Genomic DNA, 25,345 nt, shown 5'->3' with positions numbered 1-25,345 from the left:
CCTCTGTTCACACGCGTTTGCGCGGCCACGGAATCAGCGCGCTCGTCGTGCGCATGTAGTCGCGATAACCGTCGCGCGTTTCGGCCAGACGCGCTTCCAGAATCGGAATGCCCGATACCTTCAGCAGCAGCCACGCCATCAGCACGGGCGGCGCGAGCGTGGCCCAGCCCCACGGCAGTTCGATCGACAGCACGGCGTAGGCGAGCCAGTGCACGCACTCGAAGAAGTAGTTCGGATGACGCGAATAGCGCCACCATCCTTCGCGGCACACTTTCCCGCGATGCGCGGGATCGGCGACGAAGCGCTTCAGTTGACGGTCGGCGGCGGCTTCGCCCGCGACGGCGATGATCCAGACCGCGACGAAACCCGCGACGCCCAGCGGACTCGCCGCATCGTCCGCGTAGGCGGGCACGAAGAACGCGATGGCGAGCAGCATCGAAATGAATGCCTGCAACTGGAAGAAGCCGAACATGTTGAGCGCGGCCTGCGCGCCCCAGCGCTCACGAAACGCGCGATAGCGCGGGTCTTCGGGCTTGCCGTGATTGCGCCGCCACAGATGCTGCGCGAGTCTTGCGCCCCAGACCGCGCCGCCTGCCGCGACGCACACGCGATTGACCATCGCGCCGGTTCCGCAAGCGGCGATGAATAGCGCGGCCGCGCCGAGCGAGGCGGCCCAGACCGGATCGACCATGCCGGCGTTTTCCGTGCGCAACTGCCAGAGCCACACGACGGAAAACACCAGCACGAAGCCGATGACAACAACAAGAATGGTGACGATGACGGGCATGACGGCTCCGCAAACATGCGTTCACAGAGCAATACGGATGCCGCACGCGAGCGGATGCAGCGTGATGGAGACGAACGAAAAGTGGACATGCGCCGACAGCAGTCGGCGCACAAGGACAGCAATCGTCAGGTCGAATGCATCTGGCCGGTCGCGAGCACCGTGCCGGTCGGCGCGCCGGTCGGCGATCCGCCCGGTGGCTCGTCCGATACCGCGAGCACGGCCTGCGCATTCATCTGCGCGACGATCTCCGGCGGCAGTGTCATCGTCGCGGGCTGATCGGCAGGAAAGACGCCGAGCGCGATCGGCTTCGCGTTCGGCGGGATGAGCCAGAGTTCCGTCGTGCGATTCGCGGGCACCGCCGCACGCGACGCGGGCACGAGGACCATGCGCGCGCGCCGCAAGTCGACGGTCGCGGTCCAGTGCACGAGGCCGTCCTTGCGCGCGATCGTCGCGACGAGATATTCGTTCGGCACGGCCGCGGTCGTCGGCGGCGCTTGCGGCGGCTGGCGCAGCAAGTTGAAGGTCACGCCGAGCAGCACCAGCGCGGCGACGCTCGCGCCGATCGTGAGCCAGCGCCAGACGTTCAGGCTGTCCCACCAGCGCTTATGCTCCGGCGCGCTTTGCGGCGCCATGAACCCCAGATCGCGGCGGATGCGCGTCCATACGCGCTCCGGCGGCGCGATCGCACGGATGTCTTCCGCGAGCGGCGCGAACCGTTGGTGCCAGTCGTCGAGCGCGCGCTGCAATGCCGGATCGCGTGACACATCCGCTTCGAGCGCGGCACGTTCCTGCGCATCGAGCACGCCGAGCGCGTATTCGGCGCAGCGCTGATCGTCGTCGTCGTCGCGGGCGGGCGTGTTCATTGTTCGAGGCAGGTCTTGAGTTGCATCAGGCTGCGGCGAATCCAGCTTTTCATCGTGCCGAGCGGCACGGCGAGCCGTTGCGCCAGTTCGCTATACGTCGCGCCGGTGAAGAAGGCCTCGCGGATCGCGCTCTTCTGCTGCGGTTCGAGCCTGTCGAGACAATGTTCGAGCCGCAGCCGCTCCTGCTGGATTCGGCGGCGACGGCGGGCGTTGGAGATTCGTCGGCGATCTCGGCCGTGTCGTTCTCGCCGAGCAGTTCCTCGCGATGCTGCCGCATGCGGTCGATCGTACGATTGCGCCCGAGCGTGACGAGCCATGTGACCGCACTGCCGCGCGCCGGATCGAAGGTATCCGCGCGGCGCCATGCGGTGGCGAAAACTTCCTGAAGAATGTCTTCCGCTTCGCCGCGATCGTGGATCATGCGCACGATGACGCCGAAGACGCGCGGCGATGTCGCGCGATACAACTCGGCGAACGCGCGCTCGTCGCCCTTCGCCACGTTCGCGAGCATCGCGTTGGCGTGCTCGCGACGCAGCCGGCCGGCGTCGTCGGAGGAATCCGGGGCGAAGTTCTCGGTGCCGCCTGAGGTGTTGTCCGTCATGGGCAGAATGAGCCGGGCTGCGCTTCGGGCTGGGTATGTCGCGCAATATAGCATTGCGCCTCGCGATTCAGTTCCCGTATTCATGACTATGCCGATGGTCTCGCGATCCATGTCGCCTCGTTCGACGATACGGACCGCGAGCCCGCGGAGATGCAGCGCGAGCGCTACTTGCGCGACGACAGCATCGTTCCGCGGCAGCTCGACGCGAGACATCGGCAGGCATACATCCGCTTCAACGCGGCCGTGCGGCGGCCATCGACGGTCAGGCAATAGTCGATGAACAACTCTTGCCCCTTCACGATCGGCCGGATCGCGCGGATGAACACGCGCTCGCCGTCCTGCTCCGCTTCGCAGTTGGGCGCGCAACTGTGATTCAGCCAGCGCGCGGAATTGCCGCCGCGCGCGCCGTCGATGACGCTGCCGTCATCGAGGCCGAAGAGGAAGGTGTGGCCGTCTTCCGCAGTCGATTTCGCGTGCATGCGCTGCGCTTCCTTCCACGACAGACGCTGGCCTTTGTATTCGAGCAGCAGCGCGCCGATGGGCAGATCGGCGAGAGCGAAAACGCCCCGGCCATGAACGGGCGAAGTCCGGACAGTGATTCGACGCATGGTGTGGCGGTTCACAATAATGAGGTTGAATATTTGAGTGCGGGCGTGAGCATCGTTATGATGTGGCCGTCATAAATCGCTGTCACGTCCAATGCCCGCAGTTTCTCCCCGCAACAGCAGGAAGCGCAAGCCGTTACGCGGCTCGCTTGCGCGATATCACAACAGGATCGTTGAAGTGCTCGGGGAGGCGCGCGGCCAGCGCGTGATGATACGGTCCATCCACGACGATGGCGTCGAGCGGCGCACGGCAGTCAAGTGGATCAACCTGCTGCCGCTGGACACCGAGTTGTTCTAGTTCCAACCGGCACCTAACCCCGAGCCAGTCCGCGCGCCTGTTCGAGCAACGCGGCCGCGGCGAGAAATTCCTTCCGGCCGGCCATCGTGAGTGCGGCGATCGCGGTGTCCCTGAAGAGCTCGTCGTCGGATGTGCGCGGCGCACGCGATTCACCGGCGCGTGCCTGACGCAGCCGGAAAAACGCCAGCATCTCGAACGCCTGAGCGCGTTGATCTCCGCTCACGCCCGCCGCGACCAGTTCCGCCGCGCCCGTCAGTTGAGCCAGCGCGCTTTCATAGTCTGCACGTTCCATCGTCGCGTTTCTCCCGGATGATTGCCGGTAATTCTCGCGCGTTTTGGTTCAAACTGTCGTATCTGACATCGACGCGAAACAACGAACGGAGACGACGCATGGTGGCAAGCGAAGCAGTAATGGCATTGCGTGAAGCGTTGGGCGCGCAGGTCGTGGCGTTGCCCGACGAATTCGGCGACAGGCGCGTCGCGGACTGGAGCGGCTTGCCCGGCGCGACGCCGCTCGCGATCATCCGGCCGCGCTCCACCGATGAAGTCGCGCAGGCGCTCGCCATCTGCGCGAAGCACAAGCAGCCGGTCGTCACGCAAGGCGGTCTCACGGGACTCGTCGGCGGTGCGAATCTGCTTGGCGGCGAAGTGGCGCTGAGTCTCGATCGCATGAACCGCATCATCGAGATCGATGACATCTCCGCGACGATGACCGTCGAGGCCGGCACGCCGCTGCAAGTGGTTCAGGAAGCGGCGAGCGCGGCGGGCTTCTACTTTCCGCTCGATCTCGGCGCGCGCGGCAGTTGCTCCATCGGCGGCAATCTCGCGACGAACGCGGGCGGCAACCGCGTCATCAAGTACGGCATGATGCGCGATCAGGTGCTCGGCGTCGAAGCCGTGCTGGCGAGCGGCGAGATCGTCGGCGGCTTGAACAAGATGATCAAGAACAACAGCGGCTACGACTTGCGGCACCTGTTGATCGGCAGTGAAGGCACGCTCGCGGTGATCACGCGCGTCGTATTGCGTCTGCGTCCGAAGCCCACGGCGACCGCCACCGCATGGTGCGGGCTGCCGGATTTCGACGCCGTCACCACGCTGCTCACGCGCGCGCAGGCGAGTCTCGCGCCGGGCGTTTCCGCGTTCGAGGTGATGTGGGCCGACTACCACGATACGGTCATCGCCAATCTCAGGAATCTGCGCGCGCCGCTCGCCGATGCGCATCCGTTCTACGTGCTGCTGGAAAGCGTCGGCACCGATCCCGTCCGGCACGGCGAAGCCTTCGAGGAATTTCTCGGCGCCATGCTCGAAGCGGGCACCGTCACCGATGCGGCGATCGCGTCGAACGAAGCGCACGCGCGCGATTTCTGGGCGATCCGCGACGCGCCCGGCGAATACGATCTCTTCATCCCGAACTACGCGGCGTACGACGTGAGCTTCTCGATCGCGCAGGTCGGCGACGCGGCCGCGCAATGCGAAGCGCGTCTGCGCGCGCGCTGGCCCGATGCGATCGTGATGACGTACGGCCATCTGGGCGACGGCAATATCCATATCGTCGTGGACCTTCCCGGCCGAGGAAAGCAGGATCACGACGACATCGATGCCGTCATCTACGACGTCACGCGCGAGTTCGAAGGCTCGATATCGGCGGAGCACGGCATCGGCATAAAGAAGCGCGACTATCTTCACCTCGCGCGCCGCGCAACCGATATCGCGTCGATGCGCGCGATCAAGGCATCGCTCGATCCGCACGGGCTGCTCAATCCGGGCAAGGTGTTCTAGCCGTGCTTGTGCGCGTGCCGGTGATGAATGTCGGGGAAATGCGCGTGTGAATGCGTGATCGGCAGATGCACGTGCGGATGCGTATGCGGCTCGTCGCCGGAATACGGAAAGTCGTGCACATGCCGATGATGCTCGTCATGCACATGCCGATGCGTATGTTCGAGCCGCTCGTGCGTGTGCATGTGTTCGTGGCGCTCGCGCACGTGCAGCCATACGCCGAGCGTCATCAGCGCGGCGGCGATCCAGAAGGACGCGCCCGGCGTCTGCGGCCACATCGCGAGCGAGAGCGCGACGCCGAAGACCGGCGCGACCGAAAAGTACGCGCCCGTGCGCGCCGTTCCGAGACCGCGCAGCGCGATCACGAACAACACGAGACTTACGCCGTAGCCGCCGAAGCCGGTCGTCATCGCGCCGGCGACGATGTGCAGCGCGGGCAGATGGGCGCCCATCGCGAGCGCGATGGCGAGATTCACCGCGCCCGCGACGAGGCCCTTCGCGCAGGCGATCAGCATCGCGTCGGCGGTCGAGATTCTGCGCGTCAGGTTGTTGTCGATGGCCCAGCACAGGCACGCCAGCGCGATCAACAGCGCGCCTGTCGTAGCGTGCGCCGCGCCCGGCTGCCAGGCGAGCACGACGCCGCCCGCGACGATCGCGGCCATGCCGAGAAACACGGAAAAATCGACGTTCTCCCGAAACACGATCCACGCGATCGCCGCCGTCAGCACGCCTTCCAGATTGAGCAGAAGCGAACTCGTTGCGGCCGGCGTGCTCGTGAGTCCGAGCATCAATAGCGCCGGCCCGGCGACGCCGCCGAACGCGATCGCGCCGAAGAGCCACGCGATTTCCCGCGCGCGCAGGCCTTCGTTTGTCGCGCGCATGAACGCGCGGCCAAGCAGGATCGCGCCGAAGCCGACGCCGCTGCCGAGATAGAACAGGCCGGCGACCATGAACGGCGGCATCGGGCCGAGCAGCGCCTTGGCGATCGGCGTGGTCGCGCCGAAGAGCGCGGCGGCGGCGAGTGCGGTGAGGATCGCGGTGAATCGGCTATGCATGGGGAGGGATCGTCAGTGAGCGCCGATTTTTCAGTGTAGACGACACCGAACCCTCGGATGATTCGTGGCATTCGCACGCTCATTTTTCGCTCATTTTCGTTGGGCAGAATGCTTCCATCGACAAACAACTGCAGTCCAGGAGACGGGAAATGAGAGCGATCAAATACGCGATGGTGGCCGCCCAACTGACTTTCGGCCTTGTGACGGTGGCGCAGGCGCATCCGTTCATCGGCGTGGGGATCGTGGGCGGGCCGGTGTTCCCGGTCGCATCGAGCGCGCAGAGCGCGCCGCCGCTGCCGGTCTATCAGCGCGCGACGGATTCGGGCCCCGCGCCGCTGCCGCTCGACGCGCGGCCGGTGCGTTACGCGGAGCCGGCCATCGGCAATATTGCGGCGATCATGGGGCGGGGGGATGCTGCGGGACTTCAGGGCGGTGTTTGAATGGCCAATCCCGCTCACATCCACGCTAAAAAGATTCGTTTGTAACGCCGGACCCACCGCGTTAGCCTGAACGAATGACTGACACCATCGACTACGCAGCCATCGCCGATGCCGCCCGCGACGGCTACATGAACCGCGTCATCTCGAGCGTCAACGATCACGATGTCCACATCAGCGTGATGGACGCGCCTTATCGATGGCACTTTCATCCGAATTCGGACGAGACTTTCGTCGCCGTCGAAGGCACGCTCGTCATCGAATTCGAGGAAGGCGCCGTCGAACTGCGCGCGGGGCAATTGCTCACCGTGCCCGCGGGCAAGCCGCATTGCACGCGGCCGGGCGGCGCGCGATCCGTCAATCTGACATTCGAGAAGAAGGACGCGCAAACCGTGTTCTGCGACGCGCCGCGTTAGCGCGCGGCCCGCGTTTCCAGATGTTCGACGAGGCGTCGCGCCGCCGGCTGCAACGCTTCGAAATCCCTGAAGCACACGACGAAGCGCCGCTTCGCGAACGCATCGGAAAGCGGAACGGCCTCGACGCCGAGCGCCTGCCGATACGTTCCCGCGACTTCCATCGGCACGACGCTGATGCCGAGTCCCGCCGCGACGACGCGAAACGCCGCGTCGAAGCTCGACACGATCACGCGATACGACATCGTCTTGCCCGCCTGCGCGGCCGCGCGCTGCAGCATCGTATGAACGGCCGTCGCGGGCGGCAGACCGACATGCTCGAAGTCCAGCGATTCCTCGAAGCTCACCGAAGGTCGCCCCGCGAACGGATGATCGGCGGGCACCGCGAGCGCGAGCCGGTCATGCCGATACGCCCGATGCTGCAAGCCGCGCAGATCGACGCTGTCCCAGCACACGCCGACCGACGCGACGCCTTCGCGCAGTTGCCGCACGAGATCGTGCGACAGGCGCTCTTCCACATCGACCTTGATGTTCTGATTCGCGGGCTCGCGCATGAACGACGCGATATCGTCGAGCAACGCTTCCGCAATCGCCGATGCCGACGCGCAAATGCTCACGCGCCCCATCAGACCGCCGCCGAACGCGGCGACATCGTTCGCGATGCGCTCCATCGTGAAGAGCACGCTGCGCGCATGCTCCAGCAGCGCGATGCCCGCGGGCGTCGGCTCGACGCCGCGTCGCGAGCGCGATAGCAGCGGCACGCCGAGCGACGTCTCCAGTTGCGCGATGCGCTTGCTGATCGCCGAAGGCTCGATATGCGATTCCTGCGCCGCGCGCGCGATGTTCTGGTGCTCGCAGACCGTCACGAACAGGCGCAGCGTTTTCAGGTCGATGTCGCGCATGGGCGGGCCACTCCTCTGACGTTCCGAACGGGAAGCATGAGCCTTCCAAATTACCGCTTTAATGGCGTTTGCGGAATCTCTAAAGTCGAGACCATACACACAAAAGACTCGGAGACAAAGCCATGCCCGCGTTCCCACAGCGCGCCGTGATCCGTGAGGTTGCTCTGCGCGACGGCCTGCAAAGCATTCGAACGATCGTGCCGACCGAACGCAAGTTCGAATGGATCCGCGATGCCTATGCCGCCGGTCAGCGCGAAATCGAAGTCGGTTCGTTCGTGCCCGCGCGCCTCCTGCCGCAACTCGCCGATACCGCCGAACTCGTCGCGTACGCCAGGACGTTGCCGGGGCTTTTCGTCTCCGTGCTCGTGCCGAATCTCAAGGGCGCCGAGCGCGCCATCGAAACGCAAGCCGATCTGATGCTCGTGCCGCTCTCCGCGAGCCGCGCGCACAGCCTCGCGAACCTGCGCAAGACGCCGGAGGAAGTCGTCGCCGACGTGGCGCGCATGCGGGCGGCGCGCGATGCATCGGGTTCGAAGACGATGATCGAAGGCGGTATCGGCACGGCGTTCGGCTGCACGATTCAGGGCCGCGTCGATTCGGCCGATGTGCTGCGCTGCATGCAGGCGCTGCTCGATGCGGGCGCGGACCGCGTCTCCATCGCCGATACGGTCGGTTATGCCGGCCCTTCCGCGGTGCGCGATCTCTTCGAGAAGGCGCGTGTCATCGCGGGCGAGCGCTTCTGGTGCGGCCATTTCCACGACACGCGCGGCCTCGCGCTCGCCAACGTCTACGCCGCGCTCGAAACCGGCGTCGCGCGCTTCGATGCGACGCTCGCGGGCATCGGCGGATGTCCGCATGCGCCGGGCGCGAGCGGCAATGCGTCGAGCGAAGACCTCGCGTTCATGCTCGCCGATATGGGCATCGATAGCGGCATCGACATTCCCGCGTTGCTCAATCTGCGCGCGAAGCTCGCGCTCTGGCTCGACGGCGAAACCCTGCGCGGCGCGCTCGCGCTCGCGGGCTTGCCGGTCACGTACGAATCAACCGCTGCAATCGAAGCCTGAGGACGATATGAGTCATTCAACCCTGCCGCTCGAAGGCGTGCGCGTGATCGAGTTCACGCATATGGTGATGGGCCCGACCTGCGGCATGATCCTCGCGGATCTCGGCGCGGAAGTCATCAAGATCGAACCGCCCGGCGGCGACAAGACGCGCAATCTGCCGGGCCTCGGCATCGGCTTCTTTCGCTCGTTCAATCGCAACAAGAAAAGCGTCGTCGTCGACATCAACACGGAAGAGGGGCGCGAAGCCGCAATCGATCTGATCGGCCAATGCGACGTGCTGCTCGAAAACTTTCGCCCCGGAATGATGGCGAAGTTCGGGCTCGACTACGACACGCTCTCGAAGGCGCATCCGAAGCTCATCTACGTGTCGCACAAGGGCTTTCTGCCGGGTCCGTATGAAAAGCGTCTCGCGCTCGATGAAGTCGTGCAGATGATGGGCGGCCTCGCGTACATGACCGGTCCGGCGGGCCGCCCGCTGCGTGCGGGGACGTCGGTGAACGACATCATGGGCGGCATGTTCGGCGCGATCGGCGTGCTCGCCGCGCTGCGCGAGCGCGATCTCACGGGACGCGGCCAGGAAGTGCAGAGCGCGCTCTTCGAGAACTGCGTGTTTCTTTCCGCGCAACACATGCAACAGTACGCGATGACACACGAAGCGCCGCCGCCGATGCCATCGCGCGTATCCGCGTGGAGCGTGTATGACGTGTTCACGCTGGCCGAAGGCGAGCAGCTTTTCATCGGCGCGGTGAGCGACAAGCAGTTCGTGACGCTCTGCGACGTGCTCGAACGCCCCGATCTCGCGCACGAACCCGGCTTCGCTACCAATGCGATGCGCGTCGCGGTGCGGCCGCATCTGCTCGCGCGGCTCGGCGAGATTCTCGCGAATCATCGCGCGGACGAACTCGCGCCGAAGCTCGAAGTGGCCGGCATTCCGTACGCGCCGATCATGCGCCCCGAACAGTTGCTCGACGATCCGCATCTGAAAGCGAGCGGCGGACTCGTGCCGATGCAGACCGACGACGGTGGCACCACCGACGTCGTATTGCTGCCGCTCACGATGGGCGGACGCCGCCCCGGCGTGCGGCAGCCGCTCGCGCGCGTCGGCGAGCATACGGACGAAGTGCTGGGGCAGCTCAGGAAGAACGTCACGGCGTGAAGCATCGCGGCGAGCGCATATAAAAACCGGCGCCGTCGCCCACTCAGGAGACAAAGCAATGCAACCAACCTTCAGCGCGATCGCCGAGCCGCTCGCATCGCCCGATGTTCGCGTCGCCTCGACGCCCGGCGCGCAGATCTCCGCGCGCATGGATCGGCTGCCGATCACGCGGCATCTGTGGATGCTCGTGTTTCTCATCTCGCTCGGCGGCTTCTTCGAAATCTACGATCTGATCTTTACAGGCTATATCGCGCCGGGCATGGCGAAGAGCGGCCTCTTGCAAACCACCACGCACGCGTTTTTCGGCTTCACGGGCATCGCGGGTTTCATCGCGGCGACGTTCGCGGGGCTTTTCATCGGCACGTTCTTCTTCGGCTGGCTGCCGGACCGCTACGGGCGGCGCAGCGTGTTCACGTTCTCGCTGCTGTGGTATTCGGTCGGCTCCGCGATCATGGCGTTCCAGACCACGCCCGAAGGCGTGATCTTCTGGCGCTTCGTGACGGGCATCGGCGTGGGCATCGAGATCATCACCATCGACAGTTACGTGACCGAACTCGTGCCGCAGCACATGCGCGGCCGGGCGATGGCCTTCAATCAGATGGTGATGTTCGCAGCCGCGCCCGTCGCCGCGCTCCTGTCCTACTGGCTGGTGCCGAAAACCGTGTTCGGCCTCGATGGATGGCGCATCGTCGTGCTCGCGGGATCCGCCGGCGCGGTGGTCGTGTGGTTCATCCGGCGCGCAGTGCCGGAAAGTCCGCGCTGGCTCGCGATGAATGGCCGCGACGAGGAAGGCGAACGCGTCGTGAGCGAGATCGAGCGCGTGGTCGAGCGCGAATCGGGCACCGCGTTGCCGCCGCCCGCGCCGGTCGTCGAGCAGCCGGCGCATCGGCGCGCGTCGCTTCGCGAGTTGTTCGATGCGCCGTATCGCTCGCGTCTCATCATGCTCGTCGTCTTCAATTTCTGTCAGGCGATCGGGTATTACGGCTTCGCGAACTGGGTGCCGACGCTGCTCATTGGCCAGGGCGTCACCGTGACGAAGAGTCTGCTGTATTCGTTCGTTATCGCGTTCGCGCTGCCTGTCGGACCGCTACTCGCGATGCTTTACGCCGACCGCATTCAGCGGAAGTATCTGATCGTCGGGGGCGCGCTCGTCGTGATCGCGAGCGGTCTCGCGTTCGGACAGATGAAATCGCCCGCCGCGCTCATCGCGCTCGGTGTGCTGATTTCGCTCGCGGGGCAAACCATCTCGGTCTGCTATCACGCGTATCAGACGGAACTCTTTCCGACGGCCGTGCGCTGCCGTGCGAGCGGCATCGTGTACTCGGCGAGCCGCGCGGGCGCGATGATGTCGGGCTTCATCATCGCGTCACTGCTGAAGGACTTCGGCGTGCCGGGCGTGTTCATCGGCATCACGGTGTGCATGTTGCTGGTCGCGCTGGCGATCGGGCTGTTCGGACCGAAAACCAACGGATTGCGTCTGGAGGAACTGAATCACTGAGCGGGTAGCGCCTCGGCCATCGGGCCTTCACGAACCCATGCGCGAGCGTATGTCGAAGGGCAGTGCAATCGGACATACGCTTGCGCGTGCGGCATCCTATGCTAGTGCGGGAACAACTCCTGCAATGCATGGCTCCAAGCGAGCGACGCAGGCGAACCAGGCCGCGATCAATCTTCACATCCACTTCGACGACACCGCTCTCCATCGCATGAGACGCCGTATTTTCAGCCTCCGGCGATGAGCGCAGGCTTGAGCAATATGGACACGCAACTGAGTGAACAATGTAAGTCTCGCCTGTACCGCTTGAAATTCGAGGCGCCGCTTGAGAGCGTCGCGTTCGTTCTGGCGGACAGCCGCGAGGCGGCATGGCGTATCGGCAAAACGGTGATGGCGGTGCTGCATGGCGTCGGCATTCAGACGGTCGCGCTGCACGATATCCTCTCGCTCCGCGAACTCGTGCGCATGGGCGTCAGCGACGACGAGGACATGCGCATCTTCGAACTCGTCGTTGCGGGCGGCAAGGTCGAGCAGTGGGCGCACACGCCGTACTTCCTGACCGACGACGCCACGCTGCTCGGCAAATGGGCCGAACTGCGCGCCGATCTCGCCGCCGACGTCGCCCGCACGGCGATGCGCCGCGCCAGATAAACGCCACACGTCAGGTCCGTGCACAGGAACGTCTCGTGCTGAGTGCACGATCAGACGCCGTGCATCGTTGCGGTGCGCGGCTTTGCGTCGTTTCAGCGTGACGGGGTGCTCCGATGATCCGGTCGTACAACCACAAAGGCTTCGTGCTCGAAGTCGCGATCGAAACCAGTCACAGGCTCGTGCCTTCTCCCGGCGCGGCGCACTATCTGGCGATCGTAACCATCAGTCGTTCGGGAAGACCGGTCACGGCGTTTTCGCCGCTGTGCATCGAGAGCACGCGCTATTCGAGTTTCACGTCGGCTGAAGATGCGCTGATGAGCGCGCATACGGCGGCACGCACATTCGTCGATGAGTGGGTGCGAGCGGCCTCGTGATGCCGTCGTGCGATGTGGAGCGAAGTCAGGCGGCGACGCGCCGGCTTTGCTGACCGTCCTGAGCGTCGGCGGCCGTATCGAGTGCCTTGTCGAGCAACGCGAGCTTGCGTTGAAGCGAAGCCACACGATGACTCTGCGACGGGACGAGATCGTAATCCTCATCCAGTTGCGAAATGCGCATGTTCCAGTATCTGGCGGGCAGACGATCCGAGGACGTGCTGCCTTCGACGAAACTCGCCAGTATCCTTTCCAGGTGTTTTAGTTCGCCCTCCGCGAGTTGCGCTGGGCGTCGCTGTCGAAAGGCTGGGACGGTTGTTGCATCGGCGCTTCTTTTCATGTTGCTGATTCCGGCTGGATTTGCAGAGACCTCTATTTAAGCAATCAATGTTCCGGAGAGGCGATTCAAGGCTATTCAATTTGTTTCGAAATGAAACTCCAGATGTCCGATGACCGCCGCATGTCACGGCAAACGTTTGGCGACCAGTTACATTTTTTAAGAAGTTTCCCTCTAATTGCCGAACGGGGAGGCGACGGCTGTAATTTCGTCGCCTCGAATCGGCGGACAGCTGCGCAAAATTTTCAAGACATCGAGATATTCGCAAAAACATATCGACGATATCGATGCGAATGAAAGTCGTTTCGATAGACAAATGAAAGAAAATCGGCGCAATCCACCGAATGGTTCGGGTACCTGATTATTTGCGATGAATCGGGATTATGAGCGAGGCTAAAACGCTCCCATTGAAGTGTGATATACGCGCGATTGAGTAACGGAAGTCGAATCCGAAAAAGGCGAATTAAAACGGGGCGATTTCCTCTCGCGAAACCGCCCCGTGTCCTCAGAATATCTGCTTCGGAGACCTGTAGACACCAACGAGTCTAGCAAATATCGCTGATCGTTATAAACGACATTCGGCGAAATGGAGTTCTCCAGAATCCGCACCAATAACGTCGTCGATGTGCAACAGAAGAATCGTCGTGGGAGGCCGGCTGGCGGGGCTAAGCGCTTGACCTTAAACGAATATGAAGGATTTTGCGCCCCGGTTGCAGAATCGGCAAATGATTATTGCGCGCGATACGCGGCCACTTCAGTTGTCAGTCGAATAAAGTGTGTCCCAGTTTCACGAGGGCAAACGGCCATCGATATGGTTCGTCAACCCCGGAAGCTTTCGCTTTAAACAGGACACTAGAGAACCATGAAAAAAACCCTTCTCATCGCGGGCATTCTCGGCACGTTCGCAGTAGCAGCCCACGCGCAGAGCAGCGTTACTTTGTACGGCACGCTTGACGCAGGCCTCGTCTATACGAACAACTCCGGCGGCCATAGCAACTGGCAACAAGGCAGCGGCGCAGTTTCCGATACTTACTTCGGCCTGAAAGGCAGCGAAGATCTGGGCGGCGGGTTGCACGCGCTCTTCAAGTTGGAGAGCGGCTTCAACCTCAATAACGGCCGCTTCAACGAAAGCAACACGATGTTCAATCGCCAGGCATACGTCGGCCTGCAACACGATCAATTCGGCACGGTCACGCTCGGCCGTCAATATGATTCGATGGTCGATTATCTGTCGCCGTTCGCGGAATCCGGCGCGGGCTACGGCAACAACCTGGCCGCGCACCCGTTCGATAACGACAACCTCGATCACTCGTTCTCGATCAAGAACTCGGTCAAGTATCAGAGCGCGAGCTACGCGGGCTTCAAGTTCGGCGGTCTGTACGGCTTCTCGAACGACGCCGGCCAGTTCGCGAACAACCGTGCGTGGAGCGCGGGCGCTTCGTATGGCAACGGCCCGCTGAACTTCGCGGCCGCCTATTTGCAGACGAACAACTCGCGCGGCAACGCGAATGCGGGCGGCGCGGTTTCGGCAGGTCAGGGCAATAACGCCAATCTGACGGCCGAATTGCAGCGCACGTTCGGCGCGGGCGTGAACTACACGTACGGCCCCGCGACAGTCGCCTTCGTGTGGACCAACACCCACTACGACAACCTGCTCGCCGCGTCGCAAGGCGGCACGACGGTCGCGCTGCCGGGCAACACGAATCTGCATCTGAACAACTTCGAGCTGAACGGCCGCTACGCGCTGACGCCGGCGTTGAGCCTGAACGCGTCGTACACGTTCACGGACGGCAAGGTGACGGGCGCGAACGGTTCGGGCGATCCGAAGTGGCATACCGCATCGCTGCAAGCCGATTACGCGCTCTCGAAGCGCACCGATGTGTACGTCGAAGGCGTGTATCAGCACGCATCGGGCGATCTGGGCAATGCAGGCGCGAACGTCGCGATGATCAACACGCTGTCGCCGTCGTCGACGCAGAATCAGGTTGCGGCGACCGTGGGTCTGCGTCACCGCTTCTAAGCGCAATGGAGCAGCATCAAAGCGCAACGGCCGCGATCGATGAGATCGCGGCCGTTTTACTTTGCGCGTTACTTTTTCTCCTGCTCCGAACGCCTGACGAGCTGGCCGATGTCATGCCCCGCGCCGCCCGTGCCCGCCGCGAGCCGCGCCAGCGCTGACGCGGCCGTGTCGCGCCGCACGCCGCTCTCGGGGCGAAACTGCTTCGGCAGCGCCAGATGGAAAGTCGCGCCCCGATCGGGCGTGCCCTCGGCCCAGGCCTTGCCGCCATGCCGCTCGATGATGCGCCGCACGTTCGCCAAGCCGATGCCGGTGCCGTCGAACTTTTCGTTCACGTGCAGGCGCTGGAACACGCCGAAGAGCTTGTCGACGTAGCGCATGTCGAAGCCCACGCCGTTGTCGCGCACGAAATACACGACGTGGCCGGCCAGTTCGCCGGCGCCATCGTGTGCGCCGATCTCGATCGTCGGCTGATCGCGCTGCGCGCTGAACTTCACCGCGTTGGACATGATGTTCGCGAACGCCACGTGCAGAAAGACGAGATCCGCCTCGATGGACGGCAGCGCGTCCACCTTCCAGTGCACGCGCGCCGACGCGTGTTCTTCGATATCGTTCTGGATCACCGTATGGATGAGCGCGTGGACGTCGACCTTGTGCGGACGCAGCGCCGCGCGGCCGAGTTGCGCGAACGAAAGCAGATCGTCGACGAGACGGCCGCCGAAACGCGCCGACGTCACGATGCGCTCCAGATAGCCGCGCCCGCGCTCCGACAGCTTCTCGCCGTCGATCTGCCCGAGCAGGTCCGCGAAGCTCACGATATGCCTGAGCGGCGCGCGCAGATCGTGCGACACCGTGTACGAAAAGCCTTCGAGCTCGTGATTCGCGCGACCCAGTTCGGTCGCGAGTTGCGCGATCTCCTCCGCGCGCCGCAGTACGATGCCGAGCACCGCCGCGCGGAATTCCAGCGCGATCTCGCGCTCGGCCGGACGCCACGGCAAGGAGCGATGACGCACGACATCGGTCCACGTATCGAAGCTCACGCGCGGCGACAACGAGTCCGCGAGGCCCGTGAGCTTCGCGCGCGGGTCGCCGGCCCATTCGATCGTCTGCACGACTTCGCGGCGGAACCAGATCACGTAGTTGCGGTAAATCTTCGAGATCGATACCGCGAGAAAACCGGCCACGTCGGACGAATCCGCGAGCGCGGGGCATTCCTGCGAGGCGCGATCCGACATCACGACATCCTCGCTCTGATCGTCGAGCCAGTCGACGAGCGCTGTCACGCCATGCTCGCCCGGCGTCACGCCGATGAGCGACGTGCGTCCTTCGAAGATCACCGCCGCGCCCGACGAGCGCGTGAAGCCGAGCAGATCGGCTGCGTCGTTGACGAGCGCGTCGACGAAGCTGTCGGTATTGGCCATTGACGAAAGCAGCTTCGACAGCATGCGGCGCAGTTCGAGCCGGTAATGCGCCTCGCCCTGCGACTCGCGCGCCTCGATCTGCAACGAGACGATCTGCGCGACATGCTCGCATGCGGTGCGCACTTCGAACGGCGGCAGGCGCGGCGTCGCGTGATGGCAGGAAATCAGGCCCCATAGCTTGTCGTCGACGAGAATCGACATCGACATGGAGGCGAGCGTGCCCATGTTGCGCATGTATTGCAGATGCACGGGCGACACGCTGCGCAAGGACGCGTAGGTGAGATCGGTCGGGCGGCCCGTCGCCGGATGCAGCGCGGGCACGAGCGGCGCGGCTTCGTAGTCGGCGTTCGAGATGAGGCGAATGCGATTCCTGCGATACAGCTCGCGCGCCTGCGCCGGAATGTCCGACGCCGGAAAGTGCTGGTTCAGATACGACGGATAGCCCGGCTCGACGGCTTCGGCGAGCACGTTGCCGTTGCCTTCTTCATCGAACCGATACACGAGCGTGCGCCCGAATCCGGTGATGCGCGCGATTTCATCCGCGGCGAACTGGCAGAGCTGCTCGATGGTGCGCATCGATTGCACTTCGGTGACGAAGGAGCGCACGAGCGGGTAAATGGTCGAGAACACATCGGCGGTGTCCTGCGCCGGCTCGACTTCGACGAACAGCAGCCCGTCATGCCGATGCACGACGATCGCGACCGGCCCGCGCAGCGTCCAGCCGTCGAGCACCACGTTGCCGGCGTGGATCGTCGCGCCATCGCGCGTGAGTTGCCTGAGGCCCGCGCTCGCGCGTTCGGCTGCGGGCTCGCCCAGCACAGCCGACAGCGCGAGCCCGAGGCACGCGTCGGGCGCGATGTGCGCGAACTGCGCGACGTTGGCGCTCACCTGAAGGATGTGGCAGTGCGCATCGACGCTGAAGAGCACGCCGTGAGGCTGGATGCCGCCGGGAATGTGGATCGGCTCGCGCGCGCATTGCGCGTCGATATCTGCGGTGGAGGTTTTGTCCATCCCTGTCCTGGTCATGCGGCTTCGGCTGTCTATTAGGCCGATCGTCTTCGAATCATAGATGGGTTGTGCGTTCGACACATGCGCCGCGCGTGACGCGGTGATTTCTACATGTCGAATGATTCGCCCGGCGTCATTTCTACGTGAACCGCGATGGATACGCTTACTGCACGAAACGTTCCGCGACATCGCTGATACCATGCGAAGCCGACCCACGCGACGAACGCCGGAGGATACATGCTTCATGATCGCCGCGCGCGACTAATCGATTGACACGCGCACGCGTCGCCGCGACGGCCGTGTCGGCAGCGATCGTCTGCATCGTTCCTGCACGCGATGCCGCCGCGCAGTCGTATCGCGATGTCGCGCCGATTGCGCCGCCCGCCGAGGAACGGCCGCGCGCGTCGCCATCGCGGCCCGAACCTCGCGATGACTCGCAGGACGTCGCTATCCGCGATCTGCGCGGCATCGCGTTCGTGCGCGCGGATGCCGCGGAGCCGACGACGCAATCGGCTGCGGACAACGCGATCACCGCGACGGGCGCGCCATTGCTCTCGCGCGAATTTCTCGACGGCTTCTCGGCCGATCTCCACAAGCCTCTGACTTTTGCGCGTCTCGCCGGGATACGGCGCGCGGTCGTGCAGCGATATCGCGCCGCGGGCCAGCCGCTCGTCGATGTGTACGTGCCCGAGCAGGACGTGAGCGATGGCGTCGTGAAGATCGTCATCGCCGAGTTTCGCGCGGGGCGTGTGATACCCCAAGGCAATCGCTATTTCTCCGATGCGCTTCTCATGCGCGAGATGCCGCTCGCGAGCGGCGAGCCGATCCGCGAAAGCGATATCGCTTCGGGGCTCGCGCTGCTCAACGCGAATCCGTACCGGCGCGTGGACGTGATCTATGCGCCGGGCGCCGCGCACGATACGACCGATGTCGTGTTGCAAACCGAGGATCGCTTTCCGTTTCGCATCTACGGCGGCTATAACAACGACGGCGTGCGCGATCTCGGCCGCGATCGCATTCTCGCGGGATTCGATTACGGCAATCTGTTCGGCATCGATGCGCGCATCGGCTATCAGATGACTGCGAGTAACGATCTTCTGAGCGGCAATCCGGATCTCGAAGGGCGGCCCGATCGTCCGCGCTATATCGCGCATGCGTTCAATGTGGTGGCGCCCTTGCCGTGGCTCGATCGCGTCGAGTTGTTCGGCGTGTTCGCGGAAAGCACGCCGCGTTTGCCGGACAGTTACGGGCAAACCGGTCTCAGCTCCCAAATCAGCTTTCGATACGACTGGCGCTTGCCGCCGCTCGATCACGCGGGCGCGTGGCAGCAGCAAGTGCAGCTCGGCTATGACTTCAAGCGCTCGAACAACGACCTCGAATTCGGCGGCTTTCAGGTGTTCAATGCGAACACCCATATACATCAGTTCGTCGTCGCCTACGATCTTTCGAAGAGCGACGCTTCCGGCGATACGCATCTGAATGCATCGCTCTTCGTGAGTCCGGGTTATTTCGACAGCAACAGCAACGACGAAGCCTACGATGCCGCGCGCCTCGGCGCGAAGCCGCGCTATCAGTACATGCAGTTGTCGGCGCAGCGCGACATGCCGCTCGGCACGTCGGGCTTCTCGGTGTCGGCGCGCGGGCTTTTTCAGTGGACAGGCAGCACGCTGTTGCCGAGCGAGGAGCTCGGTCTGGGCGGCGATGCCACCGTGCGCGGCTATGAGCCGTACGCGGCGCAGGGCGATCGCGGATGGAACCTGCAGACGGAACTGCGCGCGCCGGCGATATCGGCGGGCATTGCGGCGATGCAGCCGTTCGTGTTCTTCGATGCGGGCCACGTGTGGAATCGCATCGCCGAATTCGGCGAAGTCAACGATGCGTCGCTGGCGAGCGTCGGGGCGGGGATTCGCGTGCAGGTCGGGCGCTTCGTGAGCTTTCGCGGCACGTATGGATTTCCGCTGAAGGCCGTGGTGCCGAATGGATCGAAGGCGCCGGTCGGAGAGATCTTTCTCGTGATCGGAAGTTAGCGCGCTGGACGGCGCGGCAGCGCGCCGTCCAGTTGCGCGCGCTTCAGGGCTGCGCCTGCTGCCACTGCAAGACGGGATGCGTCGCCCCCGCCGGCATCGCCCAGACGCCGCCCGCCGGAATGTTCCAGTCGAGATAATTCGACGCGTTGCTCATCTGCGCGGTGGTGAGACCGTTCGAATCGGGCGGAACGGTTCCCGAATTCGATCCGGCCGCGCTGGTGCGAATCGTCGTGTCCTTGTTCCAGTAGACGTTGTTGTGAATCGCGCCCTGGTTGTATGCCGCGATGCCGCCTTCCGGATCGCCCGGAGGCCCGCCGCCGCCGACTTGCCCCACCGCGAACGATTCGTTGATCACGCCGTTGGTGCCGTTCACATACACGAGTCCGCCGCCGCCGAAGCCGCCCACGCTGCCCGTCGCGTACGACTGCGTGATCAGTCCGTTGTTGAAGGCGACGAGCCCGCCCGTTTCGCCGTGCGTCCCGGCCTGAGTCGCGCCGGTCGCGAACGATTGCGCGATGGTGCCGTTGTTCACGCCCACGAGTCCGCCCGCGGGAATCTGATAACCGACATCCGCGGTGCTCGACGATCGTTCGATGATCCCGTTGTTCACGCCGACGAGCCCGCCCGCGCCCGCTCCGCCGAAGCCGTTCTGCCCGACGCCGCCCGTCGTGTTGACGTAGGTGACGAGGCCGTTGTTCTGGCCCGCGAGCAAGCCGAACGCACCCGACGAATAGTCGCCCGTGCTGGCGTTGGTGAGATTCAGATTGCGCACGACGCCGCTTGCGCCGATCACGCCGAACATGCCGTAGCGGTCGTCGTTGAGGTTCGCCACCGTCGCGAGCTTGTCGATCGTGTGGCCGAAGCCGTCGAACTGGCCGGTGAACGGCGTCTGCGTTGCGCCGATCGCCGTGAAGAAGTTCGGATAGGCGGTCGCGCTCGCATCGATGTCCTTGCCGAGCGCATAGACGCCCGCGAGGTCTTTCGACACGCCGGACAGATCGGCGAGCGTGTTCACGAGCTTGTACGCCGTGATTTGCGTGACGACGCCGCTATACGGCGCGGCGGTCCATCCGCTGTTGGTCAGCAGCGTGCCCGGCGCGTAGCTGCCGTTCATGTCGTAGAGCGCGCTGACGATCCCGCCGCTCTTCGACCAGTCGATCGTGCCGCGGTTCGTCACGCTGCCGCCGTTGTCGATGCCGCCCGCATCCGCGCGCAGCGTGAGATTGCCGTTGCCCGTGTTGCCGATGGCCGCGCCCGGACCGACCGACACGCCATGCGCCGCGCCGAGCGTGAGCGACGCATTGCCGTTCCACTGGACGTTGCCGCCCACGGTCAGATCGCCGCCGCTGGCTTCGACATCGACCGATGTGCCGTTGCTCAAGCTGCGCGCGAGCGAGTCCGCGTTCGCCTGATCGACCGTGAATGTCGGCGCGCCGAGCTTCCATGTGCGCGCCTGCACGTTCGCGCCCGCGACGTCGAGCGTGTTCGCGCGCGTTTCGACCGTGCCGCCGCCGCCGTCGGCGTTCGTCGCCGCGATCGCGCCGTTCGCGTGCACGGCGCCCCGGTCCGCGACCAGCCAGACGTGGCCGTCGCGCGTCGCGGTGCCGGTCGCGCGGATCGCGGTGTTGTTGCCCGCGAGCGCGTACACGTTGCCGTCGGCGGCCTGGAGGCTGGCCTGCGCCGCCTGGATCATGCCGCCGTTCATCGCCGTGCCGCCGCTGCCCGCCTGCACGAAAACCTGTTGTCCGCCCGACGCGTCCTGCAACAGCACCTGATTGCCCGCCGCGATTTCGGCCGTGCCCTGCGGCGCGCTGATGCTGCCGCCGTTCACCGCCGCCGTGCGCGACACGAGGAACACGTCGCCGCCGCTCGATCCGATCTTGCCGAGATTGATGACCATGCCGTCGCCGCCGCCCGAGAGCGTGAGCGGGCCGCCCTGCATGAACGCGTCGTTGCCGATATCCAGTGCGGACGCGACGAAGCGCCCGCCCGTCGCGACGACTCCGCCCGGCCCGACGAGCACGCCCTGCGGATTGACGAGATACACGCTGCCCGTCGCGTTGAGCTGCCCGAGAATCACCGATGCATCGCCGCCCGTCACGCGATTGAGCGTCGCTCCGGTGCCGTTGTTGAACGTGACCTGTCGTCCGCCGCCGATCGAGAAGCTGTTCCAGGTGATGACGCCGCGCGTCGATGTCTGGTTGATCGTGAGCGACTGGTCGGTGCCGCCGATCGCGCCGCTGCCCGCGACGAACTGGCCACCCGCCGGCAAGGGCGGCGCGGCATCGGCGGGAATTGCGCACGTCAGGCCCGCGACGAGCGGCACGAGCATCGCGAGCGGCCGCAACCGCGCGCGACGAATCGGGAATTGAGGAAGGAGCGGACGAATGCTGCGCTGCATGGCGACCTCCGGTCAGTTTCGATTGTTCACATCGTCCTTGGCCGCTGACGGTGTAGCCGCTTTTCAGCCCGGCGAATCAGTCACGGCCGGGGGCGCGAACATCGACGTGCGAGCAGGCGCGCCGATGTTAGCGCCGCGCCATGAGCGTCAATGTGGGGTTCCGCACATTCGTGCCGGTCGAAAAAATGTGCGTGCCCGAATGCGAGAAGCTTCGGGGCACATGCCTGATGCGGCATGAAAATTGATTGCTAGTGCGAAGGTCTGCGCCGGCTGGTCAACTCGATCCAGCACTCGTGATAGATGCGCTGCACGAGCGCGCTTTCGTAGTCGAGATCCTCGCCTTCGAGAATGCGCTCGATGTCGCCGCGCGAGGCGTCGGCGTCGAGCGTCGTCGAGAAGCGCGCGGCGAGCGCCTGCGCCGCCGCCGAGAGCCGCGCGGTCTCGATCCATTCCGCCGCGCGATGATGCCGGTCGAGCCAGCGGTGCGCGGTGCGCACCTGAAACGACGTATCGGGCCAGTCGCCTTCGATGTAATACGCGCCGAGCAGTCCGCACGTGAGCCAGCACATCAGATGCACCCGGTCATCGGGTCCGAGGGGAAAGCGCACTTGGCTCATGATGGCGGCATCGAAATGACCCATCGGAATCACGCATCGACGATAGCATGCCCCACGCGCGCCCGGCATGCGGCTCGCGTATGTCCTTACGCGGCCTGCATTTGCCGTGCGATCGAACAGCCGAACGCAAGCGTTCAGACCGTGACGGTCACGACGAGCCCGCGCGGCGCGGCATCGGCGAGCTCGACCTTCGCGCCCATGCGCGCCGCGATCGTGCCGACGATCGAAAGCCCGAGGCCCGAGCCGTCCACGTCGCTGCCGAGCACGCGATAGAACGGATCGAAGACGCGCGCGCGTTCCTCGGGCGCGATGCCGGGGCCGCTGTCCTCGATGCGAATCCACGGACGCTTGTTCGCGACGCCCGTCGCGAGATCCACGCGGCCGCCCGGCGGCGTGTAGCGAATTGCGTTGTCGACGAGATTCTTCACCAGGATCGTGAGATCGGCCTGCGGCGCGTGGATGAACACGTCGTCGGCGCTCGACACGCCGATATCGATGTCCTTCGCCTCCGCGAGCGGCATCAGATCTTCCAGCACGTTGCGGAAGACTTCCTGCACGCGCAGCTGCGCCGTGTCGGCGTCGGTGCGTTGCTGCAGGCGCGCGAGCGTCAGCAGTTGATGCAGCAGCGAACGCGTGCGCGCGAGCCCGCGCCTGAGCGCATCGAGCTTCGCGCGCGCGGAGTCCGGCAAGTCGGATGCGCTCAGCCGCTCGGCCTGCAACGACAGCGCGGTCAGCGGCGAGCGAAGTTCGTGCGCGGCATCGGCGACGAAGCGGCGTTGCAGCGCCACCGACGCCTCCACGCGCGCGAGCAGCCGGTTGATCGCGACGACGAAGGGCGCGATTTCGCTCGGCAGCGCGTCGCCGGAGAGTGCGGAGAGATCGTGCTCGGGGCGCGTGTCGAGACCGGCGGACAGCGCCGCGAGCGGCCGGAACATGCGGCGCACGATCAGGTGCAGCGCCGCGAGCAGCACGAGCGCGAGCGCGGCGAAGGGCATCACGGTGGCGAGCGCGCCGTTGCGAGCGATTTCGTCCCGGCCCGCCGTCTTCTGGCCGATCACGACGCGGGTGCCGTCGTCGAGCGTGTTGATGGCGAGACGCCACGGCGTGCCATCGACGATCGTGTTTTGCAGGCCGTCGGGCAAGCCGGGCGCGAGCGAAAGCGGCTTACGCTCGGCGATCGTCTGAATGATGAGCTTCGATTCCGGGTCCGCGCCGCCGACGTCCGCGAGCGCCTCGCGCTCCATCACGGCGAGCGTGCGCGGCGTCACGAGCGCGGCGATCTGCTTCAACTGGCCGTCCTGCAACTCGTTGGCCTCGTGGAACGCCGTCTTGAAGGCGATGACGCCGCCCGCCGCCGCGATCACGACGATCAGCGCCGAAAGCCAGGCCGACAGCCTGAACTGAAGCGAACGCGTCATGGCTGCTTCGAAACCATCCAGCCCACGCCGCGCACATTCTTGATCGCGGTGGCGCCGAGCTTCTTGCGCAGCGAATGGATCAGAAATTCGACTGCGTTGCTTTCCACTTCCTCGTTCCAGCCGTAGATGCGGTCTTCGAGCTCCGCGCGCGAGAGGATCGCGCCGGGGCGGATCATGAGCGACTGCAGCAGCGCGAATTCGCGGCTGGACAGGCGCGTCGCGATCTCGCCGGACGTGGCTTCGCGCGTCGCGGGATCGAGCGTGAGCACGCCGTTCGTCATGAGCGGCGCGGCCTGTCCGCCACGGCGGCGGATCACCGCGCGCATGCGCGCTTTCAGCTCGGAGACGTCGAAGGGCTTGATGAGGTAGTCGTCGGCGCCTTCGTCGAGACCGCGAATGCGCTCTTCGACGGAATCCCGCGCAGTGATGATGATGAGCGGCACGTGATGTGCCCCGCGGCGCACGGCGCGCAGCACGTCGATGCCGTCGGCGCCGGGGAGGCCGAGGTCGAGCAGGATCGCATCGTAGACGTGCGTGGTGAGGCTCGTCAGCGCGAGCTTGCCGTCGCGCACCCAGTCGACGGCGTAGCTGCTTTCGCGCAGTTCGTCCCGCACGGATTCACCGATCATGCGGTCGTCTTCGACGAGCAATACCCTCATGGCGTGTCTCCGGGCGGTCATGGCTTTCGACGACGCGTGACGGTGGCGGATGGCGCTGGCTTCATCTGGCGGGTCTTCGCGTTCAGGGAAGCCGCAAGCGTAGTGGAGAGAAGCTTAGGAAATGCTTAGGGAGTTTCGATACGGTGCTCGGTGTCGCCGGTTAAGCATCCCATAAGGTACGAGCGCCGAAAATATTGGTTTCTCCCTGAATGCGGATCGTTCCGGCGCGTCGCACGCGCCGCCCGTTTCCGCCGGCGCCCATGCCTTCCACCGTTCGCATCCCCGAGCTTCATGCCGCGGAGGTTCCGTGGCGCTACTACGATCTCGCCAAGTCGCGCGTGCAGATCCACGAACCACCCGCGCCCGGCGAGGTCTGTCTTTGGCTCGTGCCGAGTGAATTTCGCTTTGCGTCGGCATCGAATATCGGGAGCTGGCTCAGCCTGGCCGAGCGCAAGCGCACGCGGCTGCATCCAAATTCGGCGCTCGGGCGGCGTTTCGGCGTCGCACGCGCGACGCTGCGCCTCGTGCTCTCGCACATGCTCGGTTGCGAACCGCATGAAGTGGGCGTGGACGACGGGCCCGGCGAACGCGTCGTCGTCACGCATCCGTCCGCCGGTGGCGCGATATATGTCGATGTTGCGTACTCGGGCATCTGGATCGTGATCGCGGTGGCATCGACGAGAATAGGGCTTGGACTGACCGTCGAGACGGCGGGCGCCCGCGATGCGGCCGCCAGAAAGCTCATGTGGGACGAAGCCGCGCGGATCGGCAGAACGCGCGCGGCACACGGCGAAGCAAGCGACGACACCGCGCCGGCCGGCTGGCACGCCCTCACGCTGCCGATGCCCGGCGAAATCTGCGGCGTGCTCGTCGTGGAGAAGTCCGTCGCGCGTGTGCAGGCGTTCGGGTGGGACAGACCGTTCGAAGCGGAGGCCAGCGCGGCAGCGTCCTGAGCCCGCGCGGGCG

General features: G+C 65.0%; 24 protein-coding genes and 1 pseudogene. 12 read left to right on the top strand and 13 right to left on the bottom strand.

Annotated features, from left to right (window positions below):
* Positions 1-7 precede the first annotated feature (7 nt).
* The 4 genes and pseudogenes from ACEN42_RS29905 to ACEN42_RS29890 all read right to left on the bottom strand — a co-directional run bounded on the left by ACEN42_RS29905 (position 8) and on the right by ACEN42_RS29890 (position 2,859).
* Entirely contained in the window at positions 8-787 is a 780-nt protein-coding gene (locus ACEN42_RS29905) for a DUF1295 domain-containing protein (protein ID WP_187603803.1), read from the bottom strand.
* A gap of 125 nt (positions 788-912) precedes the next feature.
* Positions 913-1,650 (bottom strand): anti-sigma factor domain-containing protein, encoded by a 738-nt coding sequence (locus tag ACEN42_RS29900; RefSeq protein WP_371883320.1) that lies wholly within the window; start codon positions 1,648-1,650, stop codon positions 913-915.
* Positions 1,647-2,251: pseudogene (locus tag ACEN42_RS29895) on the bottom strand (sigma-70 family RNA polymerase sigma factor). The gene ACEN42_RS29900 and the pseudogene ACEN42_RS29895 overlap by 4 nt, the downstream one beginning before the upstream one ends.
* Positions 2,252-2,415: 164 nt before the next feature.
* Positions 2,416-2,859, bottom strand: a complete 444-nt coding sequence (locus ACEN42_RS29890) for an SET domain-containing protein (protein ID WP_371883319.1) — start codon at positions 2,857-2,859, stop codon at positions 2,416-2,418.
* Between the two features lie 91 nt (positions 2,860-2,950).
* Here ACEN42_RS29890 and ACEN42_RS29885 point away from each other — a divergent pair, with 91 nt between their 5' ends.
* Positions 2,951-3,154: a hypothetical protein gene (locus tag ACEN42_RS29885; protein ID WP_035507028.1), complete on the top strand. Its 204-nt coding sequence runs from the start codon at positions 2,951-2,953 to the stop codon at positions 3,152-3,154.
* A gap of 13 nt (positions 3,155-3,167) precedes the next feature.
* Here ACEN42_RS29885 and ACEN42_RS29880 read toward each other — a convergent pair whose 3' ends face one another.
* Positions 3,168-3,446 carry a hypothetical protein gene (locus tag ACEN42_RS29880; RefSeq protein ID WP_238294492.1) on the bottom strand — a complete coding sequence of 93 codons (279 nt, stop codon included), beginning with the start codon at positions 3,444-3,446 and terminating at the stop codon, positions 3,168-3,170.
* 98 nt (positions 3,447-3,544) lie between these two features.
* Between ACEN42_RS29880 and ACEN42_RS29875 the strand changes: the two genes are divergently transcribed.
* Positions 3,545-4,933 (top strand): FAD-binding oxidoreductase, encoded by a 1,389-nt coding sequence (locus ACEN42_RS29875; RefSeq protein ID WP_371883318.1) that lies wholly within the window; start codon positions 3,545-3,547, stop codon positions 4,931-4,933.
* Here ACEN42_RS29875 and ACEN42_RS29870 read toward each other — a convergent pair.
* Positions 4,930-5,985 (bottom strand): EamA family transporter, encoded by a 1,056-nt coding sequence (locus tag ACEN42_RS29870; protein WP_371883317.1) that lies wholly within the window; start codon positions 5,983-5,985, stop codon positions 4,930-4,932. The two genes, ACEN42_RS29875 and ACEN42_RS29870, sit on opposite strands and share 4 nt — an antisense overlap.
* 149 nt (positions 5,986-6,134) lie before the next feature.
* On the opposite strand from ACEN42_RS29870, the gene ACEN42_RS29865 reads away from it, so the two are divergent.
* Together ACEN42_RS29865 and ACEN42_RS29860 are read left to right on the top strand one after the other, a co-directional pair.
* Positions 6,135-6,425, top strand: coding sequence for a hypothetical protein (locus ACEN42_RS29865; RefSeq protein WP_238210834.1), 291 nt, complete (start codon positions 6,135-6,137; stop codon positions 6,423-6,425).
* A 74-nt stretch (positions 6,426-6,499) separates the two neighbouring features.
* Positions 6,500-6,838 (top strand): cupin domain-containing protein, encoded by a 339-nt coding sequence (locus ACEN42_RS29860; RefSeq protein ID WP_371883316.1) that lies wholly within the window; start codon positions 6,500-6,502, stop codon positions 6,836-6,838.
* On the opposite strand, the gene ACEN42_RS29855 is transcribed toward ACEN42_RS29860, so the two are convergent.
* Positions 6,835-7,737, bottom strand: coding sequence for a LysR family transcriptional regulator (locus ACEN42_RS29855; protein ID WP_238210836.1), 903 nt, complete (start codon positions 7,735-7,737; stop codon positions 6,835-6,837). The two genes, ACEN42_RS29860 and ACEN42_RS29855, sit on opposite strands and share 4 nt — an antisense overlap.
* Before the next feature lie 122 nt (positions 7,738-7,859).
* Between ACEN42_RS29855 and ACEN42_RS29850 the strand changes: the two genes are divergently transcribed.
* The 5 genes from ACEN42_RS29850 (at position 7,860) to ACEN42_RS29830 (ending at position 12,477) form a co-directional block, all read left to right on the top strand.
* Positions 7,860-8,801, top strand: a complete 942-nt coding sequence (locus ACEN42_RS29850; RefSeq protein WP_371883315.1) for a hydroxymethylglutaryl-CoA lyase — start codon at positions 7,860-7,862, stop codon at positions 8,799-8,801.
* 7 nt (positions 8,802-8,808) lie between these two features.
* Positions 8,809-9,957 (top strand): CaiB/BaiF CoA transferase family protein, encoded by a 1,149-nt coding sequence (locus ACEN42_RS29845; RefSeq protein WP_371883314.1) that lies wholly within the window; start codon positions 8,809-8,811, stop codon positions 9,955-9,957.
* A gap of 58 nt (positions 9,958-10,015) precedes the next feature.
* A complete protein-coding gene (locus ACEN42_RS29840; protein WP_371883313.1) occupies positions 10,016-11,455 on the top strand; it encodes an MFS transporter in 1,440 nt (479 codons plus the stop codon).
* Between the two features lie 303 nt (positions 11,456-11,758).
* Positions 11,759-12,103, top strand: a complete 345-nt coding sequence (locus ACEN42_RS29835; protein WP_250485686.1) for a hypothetical protein — start codon at positions 11,759-11,761, stop codon at positions 12,101-12,103.
* A 113-nt stretch (positions 12,104-12,216) separates the two neighbouring features.
* Positions 12,217-12,477: a hypothetical protein gene (locus ACEN42_RS29830; RefSeq protein WP_187603816.1), complete on the top strand. Its 261-nt coding sequence runs from the start codon at positions 12,217-12,219 to the stop codon at positions 12,475-12,477.
* A gap of 25 nt (positions 12,478-12,502) precedes the next feature.
* On the opposite strand, the gene ACEN42_RS29825 is transcribed toward ACEN42_RS29830, so the two are convergent.
* Positions 12,503-12,814 carry a hypothetical protein gene (locus ACEN42_RS29825; protein WP_187603817.1) on the bottom strand — a complete coding sequence of 104 codons (312 nt, stop codon included), beginning with the start codon at positions 12,812-12,814 and terminating at the stop codon, positions 12,503-12,505.
* Between the two features lie 859 nt (positions 12,815-13,673).
* Between ACEN42_RS29825 and ACEN42_RS29820 the strand changes: the two genes are divergently transcribed.
* Positions 13,674-14,831 (top strand): porin, encoded by a 1,158-nt coding sequence (locus ACEN42_RS29820; RefSeq protein ID WP_238210843.1) that lies wholly within the window; start codon positions 13,674-13,676, stop codon positions 14,829-14,831.
* A gap of 68 nt (positions 14,832-14,899) precedes the next feature.
* Here the strand turns inward: ACEN42_RS29820 and ACEN42_RS29815 are convergent, their stop codons facing one another.
* Positions 14,900-17,260, bottom strand: coding sequence for an ATP-binding protein (locus tag ACEN42_RS29815; protein WP_371883312.1), 2,361 nt, complete (start codon positions 17,258-17,260; stop codon positions 14,900-14,902).
* Positions 17,261-17,526: 266 nt separating this feature from the next.
* Here ACEN42_RS29815 and ACEN42_RS29810 point away from each other — a divergent pair, with 266 nt between their 5' ends.
* Positions 17,527-19,284, top strand: coding sequence for a ShlB/FhaC/HecB family hemolysin secretion/activation protein (locus ACEN42_RS29810; RefSeq protein ID WP_371883311.1), 1,758 nt, complete (start codon positions 17,527-17,529; stop codon positions 19,282-19,284).
* Between the two features lie 43 nt (positions 19,285-19,327).
* On the opposite strand, the gene ACEN42_RS29805 is transcribed toward ACEN42_RS29810, so the two are convergent.
* From ACEN42_RS29805 to ACEN42_RS29790, 4 genes are all read right to left on the bottom strand, one after another.
* The gene (locus ACEN42_RS29805) at positions 19,328-21,685 is read right to left on the bottom strand and encodes a beta strand repeat-containing protein (RefSeq protein ID WP_371883310.1); all 2,358 of its coding nucleotides are present in this window, start codon (positions 21,683-21,685) and stop codon (positions 19,328-19,330) included.
* Positions 21,686-21,933: 248 nt separating this feature from the next.
* Positions 21,934-22,302, bottom strand: a complete 369-nt coding sequence (locus ACEN42_RS29800; RefSeq protein ID WP_309243921.1) for a hypothetical protein — start codon at positions 22,300-22,302, stop codon at positions 21,934-21,936.
* Positions 22,303-22,436: 134 nt separating this feature from the next.
* On the bottom strand, positions 22,437-23,720 hold the full coding sequence (locus tag ACEN42_RS29795; RefSeq protein WP_187603823.1) for an ATP-binding protein: 1,284 nt from the start codon (positions 23,718-23,720) through the stop codon (positions 22,437-22,439).
* Complete coding sequence (locus tag ACEN42_RS29790) at positions 23,717-24,379, bottom strand: response regulator (RefSeq protein ID WP_371883309.1); 663 nt, start codon at positions 24,377-24,379, stop codon at positions 23,717-23,719. The genes ACEN42_RS29795 and ACEN42_RS29790 overlap by 4 nt, the downstream gene beginning before the upstream one ends.
* A gap of 260 nt (positions 24,380-24,639) precedes the next feature.
* Here ACEN42_RS29790 and ACEN42_RS29785 point away from each other — a divergent pair, with 260 nt between their 5' ends.
* Complete coding sequence (locus ACEN42_RS29785) at positions 24,640-25,332, top strand: hypothetical protein (RefSeq protein WP_371883308.1); 693 nt, start codon at positions 24,640-24,642, stop codon at positions 25,330-25,332.
* Positions 25,333-25,345 lie beyond the last annotated feature (13 nt).

The sequence above is a fragment of the Caballeronia sp. S22 genome (genome assembly GCF_964261745.1).
GTDB classification, from domain to species: Bacteria; Pseudomonadota; Gammaproteobacteria; order Burkholderiales; family Burkholderiaceae; genus Caballeronia; species Caballeronia jiangsuensis.
This window is presented reverse-complemented; position numbering and strand designations above follow the sequence as displayed.

Coding starts and splice junctions, on each gene's coding strand:
- ACEN42_RS29905 (WP_187603803.1), bottom strand. CDS start 787: ATGCCCGTCATCGTCACCATTCTTGTTGTTGTCATCGGCTTCGTGCTG.
- ACEN42_RS29900 (WP_371883320.1), bottom strand. CDS start 1,650: ATGAACACGCCCGCCCGCGACGACGACGACGATCAGCGCTGCGCCGAA.
- ACEN42_RS29890 (WP_371883319.1), bottom strand. CDS start 2,859: ATGCGTCGAATCACTGTCCGGACTTCGCCCGTTCATGGCCGGGGCGTT.
- ACEN42_RS29885 (WP_035507028.1), top strand. CDS start 2,951: ATGCCCGCAGTTTCTCCCCGCAACAGCAGGAAGCGCAAGCCGTTACGC.
- ACEN42_RS29880 (WP_238294492.1), bottom strand. CDS start 3,446: ATGGAACGTGCAGACTATGAAAGCGCGCTGGCTCAACTGACGGGCGCG.
- ACEN42_RS29875 (WP_371883318.1), top strand. CDS start 3,545: ATGGTGGCAAGCGAAGCAGTAATGGCATTGCGTGAAGCGTTGGGCGCG.
- ACEN42_RS29870 (WP_371883317.1), bottom strand. CDS start 5,985: ATGCATAGCCGATTCACCGCGATCCTCACCGCACTCGCCGCCGCCGCG.
- ACEN42_RS29865 (WP_238210834.1), top strand. CDS start 6,135: ATGAGAGCGATCAAATACGCGATGGTGGCCGCCCAACTGACTTTCGGC.
- ACEN42_RS29860 (WP_371883316.1), top strand. CDS start 6,500: ATGACTGACACCATCGACTACGCAGCCATCGCCGATGCCGCCCGCGAC.
- ACEN42_RS29855 (WP_238210836.1), bottom strand. CDS start 7,737: ATGCGCGACATCGACCTGAAAACGCTGCGCCTGTTCGTGACGGTCTGC.
- ACEN42_RS29850 (WP_371883315.1), top strand. CDS start 7,860: ATGCCCGCGTTCCCACAGCGCGCCGTGATCCGTGAGGTTGCTCTGCGC.
- ACEN42_RS29845 (WP_371883314.1), top strand. CDS start 8,809: ATGAGTCATTCAACCCTGCCGCTCGAAGGCGTGCGCGTGATCGAGTTC.
- ACEN42_RS29840 (WP_371883313.1), top strand. CDS start 10,016: ATGCAACCAACCTTCAGCGCGATCGCCGAGCCGCTCGCATCGCCCGAT.
- ACEN42_RS29830 (WP_187603816.1), top strand. CDS start 12,217: ATGATCCGGTCGTACAACCACAAAGGCTTCGTGCTCGAAGTCGCGATC.
- ACEN42_RS29825 (WP_187603817.1), bottom strand. CDS start 12,814: ATGAAAAGAAGCGCCGATGCAACAACCGTCCCAGCCTTTCGACAGCGA.
- ACEN42_RS29820 (WP_238210843.1), top strand. CDS start 13,674: ATGAAAAAAACCCTTCTCATCGCGGGCATTCTCGGCACGTTCGCAGTA.
- ACEN42_RS29815 (WP_371883312.1), bottom strand. CDS start 17,260: ATGGACAAAACCTCCACCGCAGATATCGACGCGCAATGCGCGCGCGAG.
- ACEN42_RS29805 (WP_371883310.1), bottom strand. CDS start 21,685: ATGCAGCGCAGCATTCGTCCGCTCCTTCCTCAATTCCCGATTCGTCGC.
- ACEN42_RS29800 (WP_309243921.1), bottom strand. CDS start 22,302: ATGAGCCAAGTGCGCTTTCCCCTCGGACCCGATGACCGGGTGCATCTG.
- ACEN42_RS29795 (WP_187603823.1), bottom strand. CDS start 23,720: ATGACGCGTTCGCTTCAGTTCAGGCTGTCGGCCTGGCTTTCGGCGCTG.
- ACEN42_RS29790 (WP_371883309.1), bottom strand. CDS start 24,379: ATGAGGGTATTGCTCGTCGAAGACGACCGCATGATCGGTGAATCCGTG.
- ACEN42_RS29785 (WP_371883308.1), top strand. CDS start 24,640: ATGCCTTCCACCGTTCGCATCCCCGAGCTTCATGCCGCGGAGGTTCCG.